Source organism: Streptomyces sp. Root1310 (assembly GCF_001426425.1).
Taxonomy (GTDB): Bacteria; Actinomycetota; Actinomycetes; order Streptomycetales; family Streptomycetaceae; genus Streptomyces.
The window spans coordinates 1,057,909-1,073,513 of record NZ_LMEQ01000012.1; the positions used below are offsets into that span (position 1 = coordinate 1,057,909).

Consider the following 15,605-nt stretch of genomic DNA (forward strand, 5'->3'; position numbering starts at 1 on the left):
CTATGGACCCGAACACCCGGGGACCCGAGGAGTACGGCCAGGACGACGACGGCGGCACGCCGCGCCCGCGCCCGTCCAGGGACCCCCTCACGCCCGACTTCGGCCAGCACACGCCGGCCCTGGCCCGCACCGTGCGGCTCGTCGCGGGCGAACACCTGCTCACGGTCAATCCGGTCGACGGCAGCGAGATAGAACTCTGCCCGCCCACCGAGATACCGGAGCGCCCCGCCAAGCGCACCGCGGAGCAGCGTGCCGAGGCCGAGCGCGCCGCCCGGCCGCCCGCCCCCGCCGGAACCGCCCGGCCCGCCCAGCCGCTCCTGGGCCGCCAGGACGAACGCGAACAGCTGGTCCGCCTGCTGGCCCGCGGCCGCTCCGTCCGCCTCACCGGCGCGCCCGGCTCCGGCCGCACCAGCCTGCTCGACCTCGTCGCCGAGGACTGCGAGGACCTCGCCCCCGACGGCGTCGTCCGCCTCACCGGCTTCCGCCGCACCTCGGCCGACCTCCTGCACGACCTCTTCCACGCCGTCTACGACGCTCCCCGGTACCGCCCCGCGAGCGACGACCTGAGTGCCCTGGTCCGCGAGATCGGCGCGGTCGTCGTGGTCGACGACCTCGACCTCGGTGGCGCCGCCCTCGACGAACTCCTGGACGCGACGCCCGAGTGCGCCTTCCTGCTCGGCGCGACCCCGGACACCCCGCTGCCCTCCGCGGAGTCCGCCGTGGAGGAGGTCGTCCTCACCGGGCTGGACCGCGCGGGCGGCGTCGAGGTGATCGAGCACGCCGTCGGCCGCGTCCTCACCGAGGAGGAGGCCAACTGGGCGGGCGACCTGTGGTTCGAGTCCGAGGGCCTGCCGCTGCGGTTCGTCCAGGCCGGCGCCCTGCTCTCGCAGCGCGACCAGCTGCGGGCCGGCGCCGACGCGGTCGATGTGTTCGGAGTCTTCGAGGACGCCCGGCCGCTTACCGACGCCGTCGACGGTCTCGCCGGAGCGGGCGAGGCCGAGGAGATACCCCTGCCCTCGCTCGGCGAGGCCGCCGCGCCCGCGCCGCTGCTCGCCGCCCGGCTCAGCGCCTCCGCCCGCGCGACGCTGCGCTTCGCCGTCGCCCTGGACGGTGAGGTCCCGCACCAGGCGCACCTGCCCGCCCTGGTCGGCGACACCCACGCCGACGCCGCTCTCGGTGAACTGGCCGCCTGCGGACTCGTCTCCCCGGTCGGCACCCGCTACCGGCTCGCCGCCGGCGTCCAGACCCAGCTCGAGGCCGCCGGATACGCCGACGACGTCGAGGCCCGCGCCCACTCCGCCGCCCAGCACTACGCCTGGTGGGCCGGCCACCCCTCGGTCACGCCCGAGCGGGTCTGCGCGGAGGCCGACGCGGTCCTCGCCGCCCTCGTCGTGATCGTCCCCACGACGACCCGAACCGGCGAGGACGAGGAGTCCACCGCCGTCCAGCTCGCCCGCACCGCCGCGCCCGCCTTCGCCGCGGGCCTGCGCTGGAGCGCCTGGGAGAGCAGCCTGCACGAGGGCGCCGAGGCCGCCCGGCTCGCCGGGGAGTCCGCCGACCGGGCCTACTTCCACCACGAGATGGGCGTCCTCGCCCTCTGCGGCGGAGACCTCGACCGGGCCCGCTCCGAGCTGGAGGCCTCCCTCGCCCTGCGCGGGGCGATCGCCGACAAGCGCGGGACCGTCGCCGGCCGGCGCGCCCTCGCCCTGGTCACCGACCGCTCCGGGGACGTACCCGGCCTCGCGGCGGCGACGGCAGGCGAGGAGGTGCCCGACGCCCGCCACGAGGAGTCGGCGTCCCCGCCGCGCGGCATCCAGGCGGTGCTCCCGACCTACCCGCCGGAGGCCGAGACCGTCGTCGCCCGCCGGGAGCCCACCGGCCCGCCGGCCCGTCACAGCCGGGGCGGCCTGAAGAGCCTGGCCAAGCGCAACCTGGTCGCGGCCGGCGCGGGCGCCCTGCTCGTCGCCGTCCTCGGCACGGTCGTGACACTCGGCGCGACCTCCAACAACGACGCCGACGACCCCTCCGACCGGGTCGGCGTCAACCCGTCCGCCAGTGTCGGCCTGGACGACGGCGGCCAGGACGCCGAGACCCCGGGCGACGACAGCGGTTCCGCCGACACTGGGGAGGCGACCAGCAGGCCGACGGACCCGGGCCCGGACGGGACCATGGGCACCTCGGACGACCCGAGCCCCACGGGAGAGGCGGAGCCGTCGTCGGAGGCGAGCAGCTCACCCGGGTCGGGGAACGGCGGGTCCTCCGGCACGCCGACCTCGAAGCCGTCGTCGACCACGAGTCCGAAGCCCTCGTCGTCGACGTCGTCGTCGCCGAGTACGTCCAGCTCGCCGAGCACGACGCCTCCGACCGAGACGCCCGACCCGCCCAGCGGAACCCCCACCGGAGACCCGTCCACCGGGACCTCGGCCAGCGGTACCACCTCAAGTGCCTCGGTGTCGCCGAGCAGGGCGGACAGCACGCCCTCCTCCTCGGACTCGGTGATCTGAGCCCTCAGGCACATGAGAAGGCCGGGTTCCTCTTCGGGAACCCGGCCTTCTCGTCGTACGGGTGGATGGGTCAGAACAGCCGCAGCTTGTCGTCCTCGATGCCCCGCATCGCGTTGTAGTCCAGGACCTGGCAGCCGATGCCGCGGTCCGTGGCGAGCACGCGGGCCTGGGGCTTGATCTCCTGGGCCGCGAAGACACCACGCACCGGGGCGAGGTGCGGGTCGCGGTTCAACAGCTCCAGATAGCGCGTGAGTTGCTCGACACCGTCGATCTCACCGCGCCGCTTGATCTCCACCGCGACGGTCTGCCCCTCGGCGTCCCGGCACAGGATGTCGACCGGGCCGATGGCGGTCATGTACTCACGGCGGATGAGGGTGTAGCCCTCGCCGAGGGTCTCGATGCGGTCGGCGAGCAGCTCCTGAAGGTGTGCTTCCACGCCGTCCTTGATCAGGCCGGGATCGACGCCGAGTTCGTGCGAGGAATCGTGGAGGATCTCCTCCATCGTGATGATGAGCTTCTCTCCGCCCTTGTTGACGACGGTCCAGACGCCTTCCTCGTCGCCCGCGCCCTCCTTCAGCGTGCAGGGCGGCGACATCCAGTTCAGGGGCTTGTAGGCCCGGTCGTCCGCGTGGATCGAGACGCTGCCGTCCGCCTTCACCAGGATGAGACGGGGCGCGGAGGGAAGGTGGGCGGTGAGCCGGCCGGCGTAGTCCACGGAGCACCGGGCGATGACGAGACGCATGGTGCGCAACGCTATCCGACGCCCCGCCGGGCACGCGATTCGCCCGCCCGTCCCGCACCCCCCACCCTCAACCGAGGCCCCTTCGGTCCCGCCCCTTTCGACCTGGTAACCCATCGTTCGGCAGCAGCTCGACAGTGGCCGATTGTGTGCCTACTCGGAGTTCCCTATGTGCCCATTCTCCTGGTGCGGTCACGGTCCGTTGCCTACCGTAGTGAACGGGAGGTCGCGATGCGTGTACTCAGCGTGTGCGATGTTTCGGCATGCGAACTCCCTTTCCCTGTCCGGCAACCCCTGATGTCCCGGGGGTGCGAGAGGAGTACCCATGTCGCTCGACGTCTCACCGGCCCTACTCGAACAGGCCGAGCGAGGCGAGGTCGACGAAGCAGAATTCGTCGACTGCGTCCGGACCTCCCTGCCCTACGCATGGGAGATGGTCAGCTCCCTGGTGGCCCAGCTGAAGGTGGACGGCGGAGACTTCGCCGACAACCAGACGCCCCCGCCGGACGAGCAGGCACGCGGGCAGTTGCTGCGCGCGCTCGCGAGTGACGCCATACGCGGCGCGCTTCAGCGGCACTTCGGTGTGCGGCTGGCCTTCCAGAACTGCCACCGGGTGGCGGTGTTCCCGCTGGAGCCGGCTGTCGACGAGAAGCTCGCCCGATTCACCTCGGTCCGCAGCCAGGTGCTGAACCAGTCCCCGGAATTCCGGGACTGCTGACACGTGAGCCTGTTGCTTGCCGCTCCTGACGCGGGAGGTTCCATCAGTACGGGAGCGGCAAGCCTCGCGGTCGGCTGGGCTGTTCACCGGAGGTGGGGGAGCACCTCCGAGCCCAGCCGCCGTACGTTCTCCTCGGTGGCCGCCAGGTCTCCGGAACCCTCGACCAGCAGGGCGAAACGCGAGATGCCGGTCCGCTCGCCGGTCGCCGCGAGACGGTCGGCGCACAGCCGTGGGGTGCCCACCGGGTGCAGCCCGCAGAGCAGTTCGGTGTATGCCACCGGGTCCCGCATGGAGCGGGCCCGGCCGTCCACCGTCACATGGGCGTCGAGCCCCTGCCGCAGCCAGCCCGGCATCGCCTTCACCAGGGTCTCCACCGCGTCCGTGCGCCGGTCCGCGATCTGGCAGACGCCCGCCGAGACATGCGCCGCGCCCCGGATCTCGTCCCCGGACCGGCCGGCCGCGCGCGCGTACTTCCGCCACGCGGCGACCATCTCGGCCTTCTCCTCGTCCCCCACGTGCATGCCGAGGAGCATCGGCAGGCCGCGCTCGGCGGCCAGCCGCACGCTCGCCGGCGAGGTGCACGCCACGACCACCTCCGGACCCGGCGCGTCCGTCAGCGCCTCCGAGGGCCTGGGGACGACCGGGACCTCGCGGAAGCGGAACCGCTCGCCGTCCGCCCCCACCGAGGGGTCGCGCAGCCAGCGCACCAGCAGATCGAGTGATTCCGGGAACCCCCGCTCGTACGCCTCCAGGCCCGCGCCGAACACCTCCAGGTCCACCCAGGGGCCGCCGCGCCCCACGCCCAGCGAGAAGCGGCCGCCGCTCGTCAGGTGCAGCAGCGCGGCCTGCTCGCCCAGGGCGACGGGATGGACGGTGGGCAGTACGCTGACCGCCGTGCCGACCCGGATGCGGCGGGTGCGCCCCAGCAGCAGAGCGGCGAGCGTGACCGCAGACGGACATGTGCCGTACGGCACGAAGTGGTGCTCGGCCAGCCAGACCGAGTCGAGGCCCGCTTCCTCGGCGACCTCGGCCGAGCGGACCGCGCGGTGCAGCGCCTCTCCCTGACCCTGGCCGGGGAACTGGGCTCCCAACACGAAACTTCCAACGCGCATGGACTTTCCTGCTTCCTTGGCTCCGACACGGAGCTCCCCCACCCGGCATAACCGTCTGACACGTGCCGAGGACACGGCCTGGCGGAGAGATTTGCGGATTGTCTGGAGAATGCGACGCCGGGGAGGGCGACTTGTGGGGATCGCTGCCCTACGGGTACCCGCGCGCACGCCGCGTAGGCTGGACGGCAATCCTGGTCCCTGTATAGCCCCGTGAGGTGTCCCGTGTCCCCGCGTCGCAACCGCCCCAAGGGTGAGGGCTCCTCCGGCCAGAGTGCCGAGGACGACCGCGCGAGCCGCTACGGCGGCTGGCAGTCGGGGGAGAGCTGGCAGGGCGAGCAGTGGAGTGTGCGGCACGTGGCCGGCGCGAGCGCCCAGGGCAAGGCGTACCGGTGCCCGGGCTGCGACCAGCTGATCCCCGACGGTGTGCCGCATGTCGTCGTCTGGCCCGAGCACGCGGGTGTCGACGACCGACGGCACTGGCACAAGGCGTGCTGGAACGCACGGGACCGCCGCACCCCGGGGGTGCGGCGGTCCCGTAACGCGCCCAAGTTCTAGCAGCCGTCGGCCGTCAGTCGTCAGTCGTCAGTCGTCAGCCGTCAGTCGTCGGCCGCAGGCCGTCGCTCGTCAGACGTCGCGCTTCTCCAGCAGGGCGAAGGCGCCGCCGAGCACGACGGCGGTCACGCCGAGCGCGATCCACAGCGGGTCCCAGCCGCTCGGCCCGCTCTCGGAGAGCGAGGACGAGTAGAAGACGCTCATCTGGCTCGGGATCGAGTACTCGAACAGGGCCTGGCGCAGGTCCTCCAGCGAGGACGAGAACATGAAGATCGCGATGACCAGCGGGGCCAGCAGGACGCCGATCATGATGGTGATGGCGCCGGCCGAGTGCCGGATGACCGAGCCGACGGCCAAGGAGATCAGTCCGAGCAGCGCGATGTAGAGGGACACCCCGAAGGTCGCCTTCAGCCACTCCGAGCCGGTCGGCTGCCGGGCGTCGCCCAGCATCCCCACGTGCACCATGGCGACGAAGCCCGTGGACACCAGGGTGACGACGAACGCGACGGCGAAGAACACGACCGACTTCGCGGCGAGCACCCGGCCGCGGGACGGGCAGGCCACCATCGTCGTCCGGATCATGCCCGTGCCGTACTCCGAGGCCGTGGTCAGCACGCCGAGCGTGATGATGCACATGCTGCCCAGGAGCAGTCCGAAGAAGCCGAACGACAGAGCGGTCTCGTCCGCGAGGTCGCCCTCGGTCGCGTTCGCGGCCACGATCGCGCCGGCCAGCAGTCCGATGCCGACGACGAGCAGCACGAACACGCCCAGCGTCCACATCGTGGAGCGCACCGAGCGGATCTTCGTCCACTCCGAGGCGATGGCGTGCCCGAGGTGGGTGCGCACGATCGGGATCGGCGAGGTGTAGGCGGGGCCGGCCGCGCCGTACGCGGGACCGGGCGCCCCCTGCCAGGCGGGCGCGGCCTGCGGCGACGGGTGCTGCGGGGTGCTCATCGGGCGTCCTCGGACTTGGTCGGGGCGGCGTCGGGTGCGGGAGCGGCGGGAGCGGCCGGGGCGGGCGCGGACGGTGCCGCCGAAGGCGCCGCGGCGGCCGGCTGGGCCGGGGCCTGTGCGGGCGCCTGCGTGTACGGGTTGGCCCCGTTCGGGCCGGGCGCCGTGGCGGGGGCCCCGGGGGCGCCGTACGCCCCGTAGGAGGCCGCCGGGGGCGCCTGGGCCGGCTGCTGCGGCGGCGCGTATCCGGGGTGCTGCGGGGGCGGCGGGGCGTACCAGCCCGGCTGGCCCTGGCCCGGCACCGGCATCGGCGGCTGCGCACCCGGCGCAGGCTGCTGCTGGAGGCCGGCCTTCTGGTCGATGGTGGACCGGTAGTCGACGGCGCCCTGCGTCATCCGCATGTACGCCTCCTCGAGCGAGGCCTGGTGCGGCGACAGCTCCCACAGGCGTACGTCGCTCTCGTGGGCGATGTCGCTGATGCGGGGCAGCGCCAGCCCGGTCACCCGCAGCGCGCCGTCCTGTTCGGGCAGCACATGGCCGCCCGCCTCGGTGAGCGCGGAGGCGAGCTTCTCGCGCAGCTGGGGTTCGGTGTGCGGGGTGCGGACCCGCGCGAAGTCGGCGGAGTTGGCCGAGATGAAGTCCTTCACGCTCATGTCGGAGAGCAGCTGTCCGCGCCCGATCACGATCAGGTGATCGGCCGTCACCGCCATCTCGCTCATGAGGTGGGAGGAGACGAACACCGTGCGGCCCTCGGCGGCCAGCGACTTCATCAGGTTGCGGACCCAGAGGATGCCCTCGGGGTCGAGGCCGTTGACCGGCTCGTCGAAGAGCAGCACCTGCGGGTCGCCGAGCAGCGCGGCCGCGATGCCGAGCCGCTGGCCCATGCCCAGGGAGAAGCCCTTGGAGCGCTTGCGTGCCACGTCCTGGAGGCCGACCACGCCGAGCACCTCGTCGACCCGCCGGGCCGGGATGCCGGACAGCTGGGCCAGGCTCAGCAGGTGGTTGCGGGCGTGCCGGCCGCCGTGCACCGCCTTGGCGTCCAGCAGGGCACCCACCTGGCGGGCGGCGTTCGGCAGCTTGCGGTACGGGTAGCCGCCGATCGTCACCGTCCCGGAGGTGGGGTTGTCCAGCCCGAGGATCATCCGCATGGTGGTCGACTTGCCCGAGCCGTTCGGCCCGAGGAAGCCGGTGACGGCGCCGGGCCGCACCTGGAAGGAAAGGTTGTACACAGCGGTCTTGTCGCCGTAGCGCTTGGTCAGGCCGACTGCTTCGATCATGCTCCGCACCCATCGAAAGGTTCAGGACAGCAGGGCACACGCCCCCGTAAGGGTTAGGAGGATATCGGGGCGCTGACGGTTCCGCTCAAATGAAAGCAAAGACCAAAGCGTTACGCGTCGCGTTTCTTCAGCAGGAGGTAGCCGCCCGCGAGCGCGGCGACCGCCCACAGCGCCATGATGGCGAACCCGCCCCAGGGCCCGTACGGGGTGTCGTCGTCGATCGGCGTGACCACCTGCATGATCTTGCTGCCGGCCTGGTCGGGCAGATACCGGCCGATCTTCTTCGTCGCCGAGACGTTGCCGAGGATGTTGGAGATCAGGAAGAAGAACGGCATCAGGATGCCGAGCGACAGCATCGGCGAGCGCAGCATGGTGGCCACGCCCATCGAGAACACCGCGATGAGCGTCATGTACAGACCGCCGCCGATGACCGCCCGCAGGACTCCGGTGTCCCCGATCGACGCCTTGTGGGAGCCGAGCATGGCCTGCCCCAGGAAGAACGTGACGAAGCTGGTGGCCAGCCCCACGGCCAGCGCGAGCCCGGTGGCCACCGCGATCTTGCTGAACAGGAAGGTGCCACGCTGCGGGACGGCGGCCAGCGAGGTGCGGATCATGCCGGTGCTGTACTCGTTCGACACGACCAGCACCCCGAACACGATCATCGCGAGCTGACCGAGACTCATCCCGGCGAAGCTGATGAAGGTGGGATCGAAGGAGAGCCGGTCGTCGCGGCTCATGTTGTCGAACTCGTTCCTCGACAGCGCCGAGATCAGCATGCCGAGGGCGATGGTGACCACCACGGCCAGCGAGAGCGTCCACACGGTGGAGGCCACCGACCGGATCTTGGTCCACTCGGACCGGATGACCTGGGTCGCCGCCATCATCAGCTCCTCGTCCAGTCGTCGCCCCACCGCGGTCCGGGCTGCTCGAACTGTTCGAGCTGTTCGACCGGGCCGGGGGGTGTGTCCGTGTGCGCGTGATACTCCACCGACTCCGCGGTCAGCTGCATGAACGCCTCCTCCAGGGAGGCCCGCTGGGGGCTCAGCTCGTGCAGCACGATCTGGTGCTGCGCGGCCAGCTCCCCGATGTGCTCGGACTTGTCGCCGTCGACCTCCAGCACCCCGCTGCCCGACTCGACGACCAGGACCCCGGCACCGTGCAGCACGTCGAGCAGCCGCTCCCGCTGCGGGGTACGGATACGGACGTACGAGCGCGAGTTCTGTGCGATGAAGTCGGCCATCGAGGTGTCGGCGAGCAGCCGGCCCTGCCCGATCACGATCAGGTGATCGGCGGTCAGCGCCATCTCGCTCATGAGGTGGGACGAGACGAACACGGTCCGCCCCTGCGCGGCCAGCGACTTCATCAGGTTGCGGATCCAGTGGATGCCCTCGGGGTCGAGGCCGTTGACCGGTTCGTCGAACATCAGGATCCGGGGGTCGCCGAGGAGCGCGCCCGCGATGCCCAGCCGCTGTCCCATCCCCAACGAGAACCCCTTGGCCTTCTTCTTCGCCACGGAGGTCAGACCGACGGTGTCCAGCACCTCGTGCACCCGGCTCTTCGGGATGCCGTTGCTCTGCGCCAGGCACAGCAGATGGTTGAAGGCGCTGCGCCCGCCGTGCATGGCCTTGGCGTCCAGCAGGGCGCCGATGTACCTGAGCGGGTCCTTCAGCCGGTCGTAGTGCTGCCCGTCGATCCGGACGTCCCCGGCGGTCGGCCGGTCGAGGCCCAGCATCATCCGCATGGTGGTGGACTTGCCCGCGCCGTTGGGACCGAGGAAGCCCGTGACGATGCCCGGTCTGACGGTGCAGGTGAGGTTGTTCACCGCGACCTTCTCGCCGTACCGCTTCGTCAGGCCAGACAGCTCGATCATGCGGCCACGCTAGAACGCGACAAAGCCCCCTGCCACCGGAGTGGCAAAGGGCTTCGCCGATGTTCGGTCGCCGTACCCGTGGACGTTACCGGGACTGCTGCGCCGGGACCCCGCGGGAGATCGGCTCGTCGTCCGTGGATGGCGTGCCGGCCGCGGCCACCGCGGCGCCGGTCAGCGTGGCGAGCATCTCGCGGACGTTCGTCAGCTGGGCGTTGATCGAGTCGCGGCGGTTGGTGAGGGCCGCCAGCTCGCGCTCGGACTCGGAACGGATGCGGTCCGCCTTGGCATTCGCGTCGGCCACGATGTCCTCGGCCTGGCGCTGCGCCGTCTCGACGGTCTGACGGGCCCGGCGCTCGGCGTCGGTACGCAGCTTCTCGGCCTCCAGGCGCAGTTGCTCCGCGCGGTGCTCGATCTCCGCGAGACGCTTCTCCGCCTTCTGCTGACGGGACGCCAGGTCGCGCTCCGACTGCTCGCGGCGCTTGGCGAGGTTGGTCTCGAAGTCGGCGGCGGCCTGCGCGGCCTTGGCGCGGGTCTCCTCGAAGAGGGCGTCCGCCTCCTCACGCTTCGACTGCGCGTCCTTCTGCGCCTCGGAACGCAGCTGCGACGCGTCGCTCTTGGCCTTCTCGACGATCCGGACGCCCTCGTCCTCGGACTTGGCCTTGCGCTCCGCGGCGAACGACTCCGCGTCGTTGCGCACCTGCTGAGCCGCCGACTCGGCGAGCTCACGGTGCTGCTCGGCCGCGCGACGGGCCTCCTCGCGCAGATCCTTGGCCTCTTCCTCGGCGAGGCGGAGGATCTTCTCGACACGCGCGCCGAGACCGGCGTACGACGGCTCCGCGTCGCTTACCTGAGCCTGGGCGTTCTGCGTCTCGAGGTGGAGCTCCTCGATGCGCTTTTCCAGAGCAGTGATACGAGCCAGAGCGCTGTCACGGTCGGAGACGAGCTTCGAGATGCGTTCGTCCACCTGAGCGCGGTCGTACCCACGCCGCACAAGCTCGAAGCCGTAGGGGGAAGTGTCGCTCATGGGGTTCCTGTCGAATGAGACCGGTGAGGTGATAGGTGGAATCCTAGGGGCCGGAACGGTGTGTCATCGAGCGTATGCGTGTTTGATCTGGAGAATGACACCCCTTTTGGGTGGCTGAGCCGCAGACCGCTTGCCAAAGGTCCGGTCAAAGGCCTCAGACTTTAACGCAATTCACACATTCCGCTAGCTGTCCGACGCCTTCCCACCCGATCGGGGCGCCCCGATGACGGCGCCCGCCTTGACGCCCCCGTCCTTGCCGCCGGTCGGGACCTCGAAGGACTCCAGCGCCTCCAGCACGTCCTGGACCCGGGAGATCTCGGCGTTGATGTCCTCACGCCGGCGCACCAGGACCTCCAGCTCGCGCTTGCCCTCCTCGACCGTGCGCCGCGCCTCGCGGATCGCCTCGGCCTTGAGCTCCTCGGCCTCCCGCACGAGCGTCGCCTTCTTCTGCTCGGCCTCCTTGAGCAGCCCCTCGGCCTTCTTCACGGCGGCGATACGGACCTTGCCCGCCTCGGAGTTGGCGTCCGACACCAGCTCCTTCGCCTTCGCCTGCGCCTTGGCGAGCTGTTCCTCGGACGCCTTGATGAGCGCGTCGCAGCGGTCGCCGGTCGACTTCATCGTCTCGGCGGCCTCGCGGCGGGCCCGCTCGTGCAGTCCCTCGATCTCGCTCGTGATGCGGTCGCGCAGCTCCTCCGCCCGCTCCCTTATGGCGGTCGCGTCCCGGCGGGCGCCGACCAGCAGTTCGTCGGCGTCCGTACGGGCCTTCTCCACCCGGGAGTTGCCGTCGACGGTCGCCTCGGAGACCAGCCGCTCGGCCTCGTTGCGGGCCGCGCCGACCATCGAGTCGGCCTGCGCCTCCGCGTCCGCCGTGACCTGCTGCGCCTGCTGCTGCGCCTCCGTGAGCAGCTTGTCCGCCTCGGCCGCGGTCTCCGTGATGAGCGTGTCGACCTGCTCGGCCGCCTCGGAGCGCCGCTTGTTGGCCTCCTTGCGGGCCTCGTCCAGCGTCGAGTCGGCCTCCTCGCGGGCGACGCTCATCAGACGGTCGGCCTCCGCGGCCGCTTCCGTCCGGACGCGCTCCGACTCGCTGCGGATCCGCTCGGCGTGCTGCTGCGCGGAACCCACCGTCTCGGCGGCCTCGGCGCGCAGCCGCTCCGCGTCCCCGGCGGCGTCCGAGATCAGCTTCTCCGCCTTGGCGACCGACTCGGCCCGCAGCCGGTCGGCCTCCGCGATCGTCTCGGACTGGAGGCGCTCGGCCTCCGCGATGGTCTCCGTCTGGAGCCGCTCCGCCTCGTTGCGGGCCTCGGTGATGAGGGTGTCGGCCTGCGTCGCCGCGTCCGAGCGGATGCGGTTGGCGTCGTCCCGGGCGTCCGCGCGGGTGCGCGAGGCGTCCTGGTCGGCCTGGGCGATGGCGTCCGAGGCCTCGGTGCGGACCCGCTGGGCGTGCGCGGACGCCTCCGAGCGCAGCCGCTCCGCCTCCGCGATCGCCTCGCCGACGGTCTGCTCGGCCAGCGCCTGCGCGGCCTCCGCCGCCTCGCTCGCCTCCCGCCGGACCCGGTTCGCGTCCTCGGCCGCCCGCTCCTGCACCGCGTAGGCGTCGGAGCGGACCCGGTCCGCCTCCTCCTCGGCCTCGCGCCGGGTGCGCTCCGCCGCGTGCTCGGCGGCGGACCGCAGCCCGTTGATCTCGTCCTGCGCCTGCTCGTGCAGCCCGGCGACGGACTCCCGCACCTGCTGCGCGTGCTGTTCGGCCGCCGACACCATCTCGTTGGCCCGCCGGTCGGCCTCCTCGACCAGCCGGACGGCCTCGGTCTGCGCCTCCTCGACGCGCTTGCGCGCCGAGGCCAGCAGTTCCTCGCTCTGCCGACGGGCCTGCTCGCGCTCCTGGTCGGCCTCCTGGCGGGCGGAACCGAGAAGTTCCTCGGCCTCGCGGCGGCGCCGCAGCGCCTCCTCCTGGGCGGCGGCCAGCGTCTCGGACGCCTCGGTGGCCAGCCGCTCGGCGGCGGCCTGCGCCTCCGCGCGCACCCGGTCGGCGGTGTCCTGCGCCTCCGACTTCAGCCGCTCCGCCTCGGCGGCGGCCTCGGAACGCAGCCGTACCGCGACGGCCTCGCCCTCGGCGCGCGAGGCGGACGCGTCGGCGGCGGCCTCGTTGCGCAGCCGGTCCACCTCCGCGGCGGCCTGCTGCTGGAGGGTGCGGATCCGCTCCGCGGCCTCCGAGCGCAGCCGGTCCGACTCCTCGCCGGCCTCGCGGCGGATCCGCGCGGCCTCCTCACGGGCGTCGGTCAGCGCCTGCTCGGCGGAGGCGAGCCGGGACTCCGCCTCGGTGTGCAGACGGGTCAGCTCCTCGGCCGCCTCCGCCTGCCGTGCCTCGACCCCGCGTTCGGTCTCCTCGCGCAGCTCGCGCGCGGCCTCCTCGGCGTTCGAGGTGATGGTCTCGGCCAGCTCCACCGCCTCGTCGCGCTGGCGCTCGGCCTCCGCGCGGGTGCGCTCCAGGGTCTCCTCGGCCTGCCGGCGCAGCGTGGTGGCGCGCTCGATGGCCTCGGTGCGCACCTTCTCGCTGTCCGAGGTGGCCTTCTGGCGCAGCTCGTCCGCGTCGGCCTTCGCCTTGGACAGCAGCTCCTCGGCGGTCCTGGCCGCCTCCTCGATCTGCTGGACGGCCTCCTTGCGGGCCTCCGCGCGGATCTTCTCGCCCTCGGCGACCGCGTCGGCACGCAGCTGCTCGGCCTCGCCGCGCAGCCGACGGGCCTCCTCCTGGAGTTCGACCGTCTTGGCGCGGTACTCCTTGGTGTCGTCCTTCGCCGAGCCCTTGAGCTGCTCGGCGATGTCGTGCGCCTCGGCCCGCAGCCGGTCCGCCTCGGTCTCCGCCTCGCGGCGGATCCGCTCGGCCTCCTCGGCGGCGGCCTTGGTGGTGTTCTGCGCGTCCTCCTGCGCCCTGTTCAGGACGTCCTCGGCGGTCTTCGCCGCCTTCGACAACTGGGTCGCGCTCTCCTCGGCGGTGAGCGTGCGGGCCTTCTCGGAGGCCTCCGCGACGATCTTCTCGGCCTCGGTGCGCGCGTCGGCGACGAGCTGCTCGGCGGCCTCCTTGGTCGCCTCGGCCTCCTTGGTGGCCTCCGTGACCAGCCGTGCGACCTGCTCCTTCGCCGTGCGGGTGCGCTGCTCCTTGGCCGCCTCCGCGCCGGCGAGCGCCTTCTCGGCGGCCGCCTTCGCCTCCGTGAGCACCTTGTCGGCCTCGGCCTGCGCCTTGCGCAGCGCCTCCTCGGCCTCGGACATGCGCTGCTCGGCGGCGCGGCTGAGCTCACCGGCCTGCCGGCGGGCCGCGTCGGACTCCGTGACGGTGGAGGTGCGCAGCTGCTCGGCGTGGTCGCTGGCCTCCTGGGCCTGGCTGGAAGCGGCGTTCAGCAGCCGTTCGGCGTCCGTGCGGGCCCGCAGCAACAGCTGCTCGGCCTCCGCGCGGGTCGCCTCGGCGTCCGCCTGGAGCCGCTGGCGGGCCTCCGCGGCCACCCGTTCGGCCTCCGCGCGGGCGGCCGTGAGAGCCTGCTCGGCCTCGGCCCGCGACTCGTCGAGCAGCCGACGCGCCTGAGCTTCGGTGCGGGCCCGCAACTGCTCGGCCCACGCCACGTTCTCGTTGACGTGCGACTCGACGTTCTGCCGGCGCTCGGCCAGTTCCTGGTCGAGCTGCTGACGACGGGCCACCGCCTCCTGGTGCAGCTCCGCCTGGAGCCGGGCCGCCTGTTCGGCGTGCTCCTGGAGGATCCGCTGCGTCTGCGCCCGGGCCTGACTCAGCTCCCGTTCGGCGTCCTGCCGCAACTGGTCGGCCTGCATCTGCGCGTTGCGCAGCATCTGCTCGGCCTGGTACCCGATGTCGCCGCCGTCGAAGGCGGGCCGGGACATGATGGTGCGCCGCGCCTCGTGCAACTTGGCGCGCAGCACCTCGACCTGGTAGCCGAGGTCCTCGGCATGCTGGATCGCCTTTTCCCGCTCGGTCTTCAGCCGCTTCATCTCGGCTTCGAACCGAGTCAGGTGGTCGACGTCAGCCGCCGGCTCCCGCTCCTGGCTCTCGTAGCCCCGCACTGCGCGGTCCCATCCGTCCCTGGTCGCAAGCTTCCCGAACGAGCTCCGTCCATCCGCCGGACGGGGCTCCCGGGGAATGGTGTCAGATCAACGGCGGAGCACGGGCTGCTGCCCCGACGCTCGCCCCCCGAAACCCGGACCCCGGCTGCGTCCCGCCGCCGTACGGCAGGACCGGGTCGCCCCGGTGTGAGCGGCGACCGCCCCCAACCCTACCGGCCCATATGTACGAGGGTCAGTGCTCAGGTGACTCAACGGGCGCCGATGTGACCAGTTCTGTCAGTACTCCGTGGCAATCCTTTGGATGCAGGAAGGTGATTCGTGACCCCATGGAGCCGCGTCGGGGCTCTTCGTACAGAACGCGTACGCCCTTGTCCTTGATGTCCGCGGCGTCCGCGTCGACATCCGCCGTACCGAAAGCGATGTGGTGGACGCCCTCGCCGTTCTTGTCGAGCCACTTGGCGACGGTCGAATCCGGCCGTGTCGGCTCCAGGAGCTGCAGGTACGAGGCCCCGCCGTCGGACGTATCGTTGATCTTGAGCATGGCTTCGCGCACGCCCTGCTCCTCGTTGACCTCGGAGTGGAACACCTCGAAGCCGTACGTGGAACGGTAGAACTCGACGGTCGCGTCGAGGTCGTGGCAGGCGATCCCGATGTGGTCGATTCGCGTCAGCATGTTGTTAGTGGAGCGCGGCCGTGGTGGTTACGCAACGTGCGCGCGATCACACTGACGGCCCGATGACGGCACGGAGTGCCACTCAGTACATTCGAAGTAAACCCTCGTTCACTCCTCGGC

The 15,605-nt window shown here is 71.9% G+C and carries 12 protein-coding genes; 3 read left to right on the forward strand and 9 right to left on the reverse strand.

Translation table 11 applies throughout. The features are described from left to right. The first annotated feature begins 2 nt into the window (after positions 1 to 2). Complete coding sequence (locus tag ASD48_RS22820) at positions 3 to 2,504, forward strand: ATP-binding protein (RefSeq protein WP_057603466.1); 2,502 nt, start codon at positions 3 to 5, stop codon at positions 2,502 to 2,504. A 70-nt stretch (positions 2,505 to 2,574) separates the two neighbouring features. Here the strand turns inward: ASD48_RS22820 and nucS are convergent, their stop codons facing one another. Next, positions 2,575 to 3,246 (reverse strand): endonuclease NucS, encoded by a 672-nt coding sequence (gene nucS, locus ASD48_RS22825; protein WP_020131166.1) that lies wholly within the window; start codon positions 3,244 to 3,246, stop codon positions 2,575 to 2,577. A gap of 322 nt (positions 3,247 to 3,568) precedes the next feature. On the opposite strand from nucS, the gene ASD48_RS22830 reads away from it, so the two are divergent. After that, the gene (locus ASD48_RS22830) at positions 3,569 to 3,961 is read left to right on the forward strand and encodes an SCO5389 family protein (protein ID WP_020131165.1); all 393 of its coding nucleotides are present in this window, start codon (positions 3,569 to 3,571) and stop codon (positions 3,959 to 3,961) included. An 83-nt stretch (positions 3,962 to 4,044) separates the two neighbouring features. Here the strand turns inward: ASD48_RS22830 and ASD48_RS22835 are convergent, their stop codons facing one another. Further along, positions 4,045 to 5,073: an LLM class flavin-dependent oxidoreductase gene (locus tag ASD48_RS22835; protein WP_057603467.1), complete on the reverse strand. Its 1,029-nt coding sequence runs from the start codon at positions 5,071 to 5,073 to the stop codon at positions 4,045 to 4,047. A 222-nt stretch (positions 5,074 to 5,295) separates the two neighbouring features. On the opposite strand from ASD48_RS22835, the gene ASD48_RS22840 reads away from it, so the two are divergent. Continuing rightward, entirely contained in the window at positions 5,296 to 5,628 is a 333-nt protein-coding gene (locus ASD48_RS22840; protein ID WP_020131163.1) for a hypothetical protein, read from the forward strand. Between the two features lie 69 nt (positions 5,629 to 5,697). On the opposite strand, the gene ASD48_RS22845 is transcribed toward ASD48_RS22840, so the two are convergent. The 7 genes from ASD48_RS22845 to mce all read right to left on the reverse strand — a co-directional run bounded on the left by ASD48_RS22845 (position 5,698) and on the right by mce (position 15,485). Then, on the reverse strand, positions 5,698 to 6,579 hold the full coding sequence (locus ASD48_RS22845; protein ID WP_057603468.1) for an ABC transporter permease subunit: 882 nt from the start codon (positions 6,577 to 6,579) through the stop codon (positions 5,698 to 5,700). Then, on the reverse strand, positions 6,576 to 7,853 hold the full coding sequence (locus ASD48_RS22850; protein ID WP_057603469.1) for an ABC transporter ATP-binding protein: 1,278 nt from the start codon (positions 7,851 to 7,853) through the stop codon (positions 6,576 to 6,578). The genes ASD48_RS22845 and ASD48_RS22850 overlap by 4 nt, the downstream gene beginning before the upstream one ends. 110 nt (positions 7,854 to 7,963) lie before the next feature. Further along, complete coding sequence (locus ASD48_RS22855) at positions 7,964 to 8,734, reverse strand: ABC transporter permease (RefSeq protein WP_057603470.1); 771 nt, start codon at positions 8,732 to 8,734, stop codon at positions 7,964 to 7,966. 2 nt (positions 8,735 to 8,736) lie between these two features. After that, positions 8,737 to 9,723, reverse strand: coding sequence for an ABC transporter ATP-binding protein (locus ASD48_RS22860; RefSeq protein WP_057603471.1), 987 nt, complete (start codon positions 9,721 to 9,723; stop codon positions 8,737 to 8,739). 85 nt (positions 9,724 to 9,808) lie between these two features. Further along, complete coding sequence (locus tag ASD48_RS22865; protein ID WP_020131158.1) at positions 9,809 to 10,747, reverse strand: cellulose-binding protein; 939 nt, start codon at positions 10,745 to 10,747, stop codon at positions 9,809 to 9,811. Positions 10,748 to 10,930: 183 nt separating this feature from the next. Beyond that, positions 10,931 to 14,812, reverse strand: coding sequence for a polarized growth protein Scy (scy, locus tag ASD48_RS22870; protein WP_057603472.1), 3,882 nt, complete (start codon positions 14,810 to 14,812; stop codon positions 10,931 to 10,933). Between the two features lie 232 nt (positions 14,813 to 15,044). Beyond that, the gene (mce, locus tag ASD48_RS22875; RefSeq protein ID WP_057603473.1) at positions 15,045 to 15,485 is read right to left on the reverse strand and encodes a methylmalonyl-CoA epimerase; all 441 of its coding nucleotides are present in this window, start codon (positions 15,483 to 15,485) and stop codon (positions 15,045 to 15,047) included. Positions 15,486 to 15,605: the final 120 nt, after the last annotated feature.

Bases quoted from the DNA above. Each gene is read 5' to 3' on its own strand.
- ASD48_RS22820 (WP_057603466.1), top strand. From the start codon at position 3: ATGGACCCGAACACCCGGGGACCCGAGGAGTACGGCCAGGACGACGAC.
- nucS (WP_020131166.1), bottom strand. From the start codon at position 3,246: ATGCGTCTCGTCATCGCCCGGTGCTCCGTGGACTACGCCGGCCGGCTC.
- ASD48_RS22830 (WP_020131165.1), top strand. From the start codon at position 3,569: ATGTCGCTCGACGTCTCACCGGCCCTACTCGAACAGGCCGAGCGAGGC.
- ASD48_RS22835 (WP_057603467.1), bottom strand. From the start codon at position 5,073: ATGCGCGTTGGAAGTTTCGTGTTGGGAGCCCAGTTCCCCGGCCAGGGT.
- ASD48_RS22845 (WP_057603468.1), bottom strand. From the start codon at position 6,579: ATGAGCACCCCGCAGCACCCGTCGCCGCAGGCCGCGCCCGCCTGGCAG.
- ASD48_RS22850 (WP_057603469.1), bottom strand. From the start codon at position 7,853: ATGATCGAAGCAGTCGGCCTGACCAAGCGCTACGGCGACAAGACCGCT.
- ASD48_RS22855 (WP_057603470.1), bottom strand. From the start codon at position 8,734: ATGGCGGCGACCCAGGTCATCCGGTCCGAGTGGACCAAGATCCGGTCG.
- ASD48_RS22860 (WP_057603471.1), bottom strand. From the start codon at position 9,723: ATGATCGAGCTGTCTGGCCTGACGAAGCGGTACGGCGAGAAGGTCGCG.
- ASD48_RS22865 (WP_020131158.1), bottom strand. From the start codon at position 10,747: ATGAGCGACACTTCCCCCTACGGCTTCGAGCTTGTGCGGCGTGGGTAC.
- mce (WP_057603473.1), bottom strand. From the start codon at position 15,485: ATGCTGACGCGAATCGACCACATCGGGATCGCCTGCCACGACCTCGAC.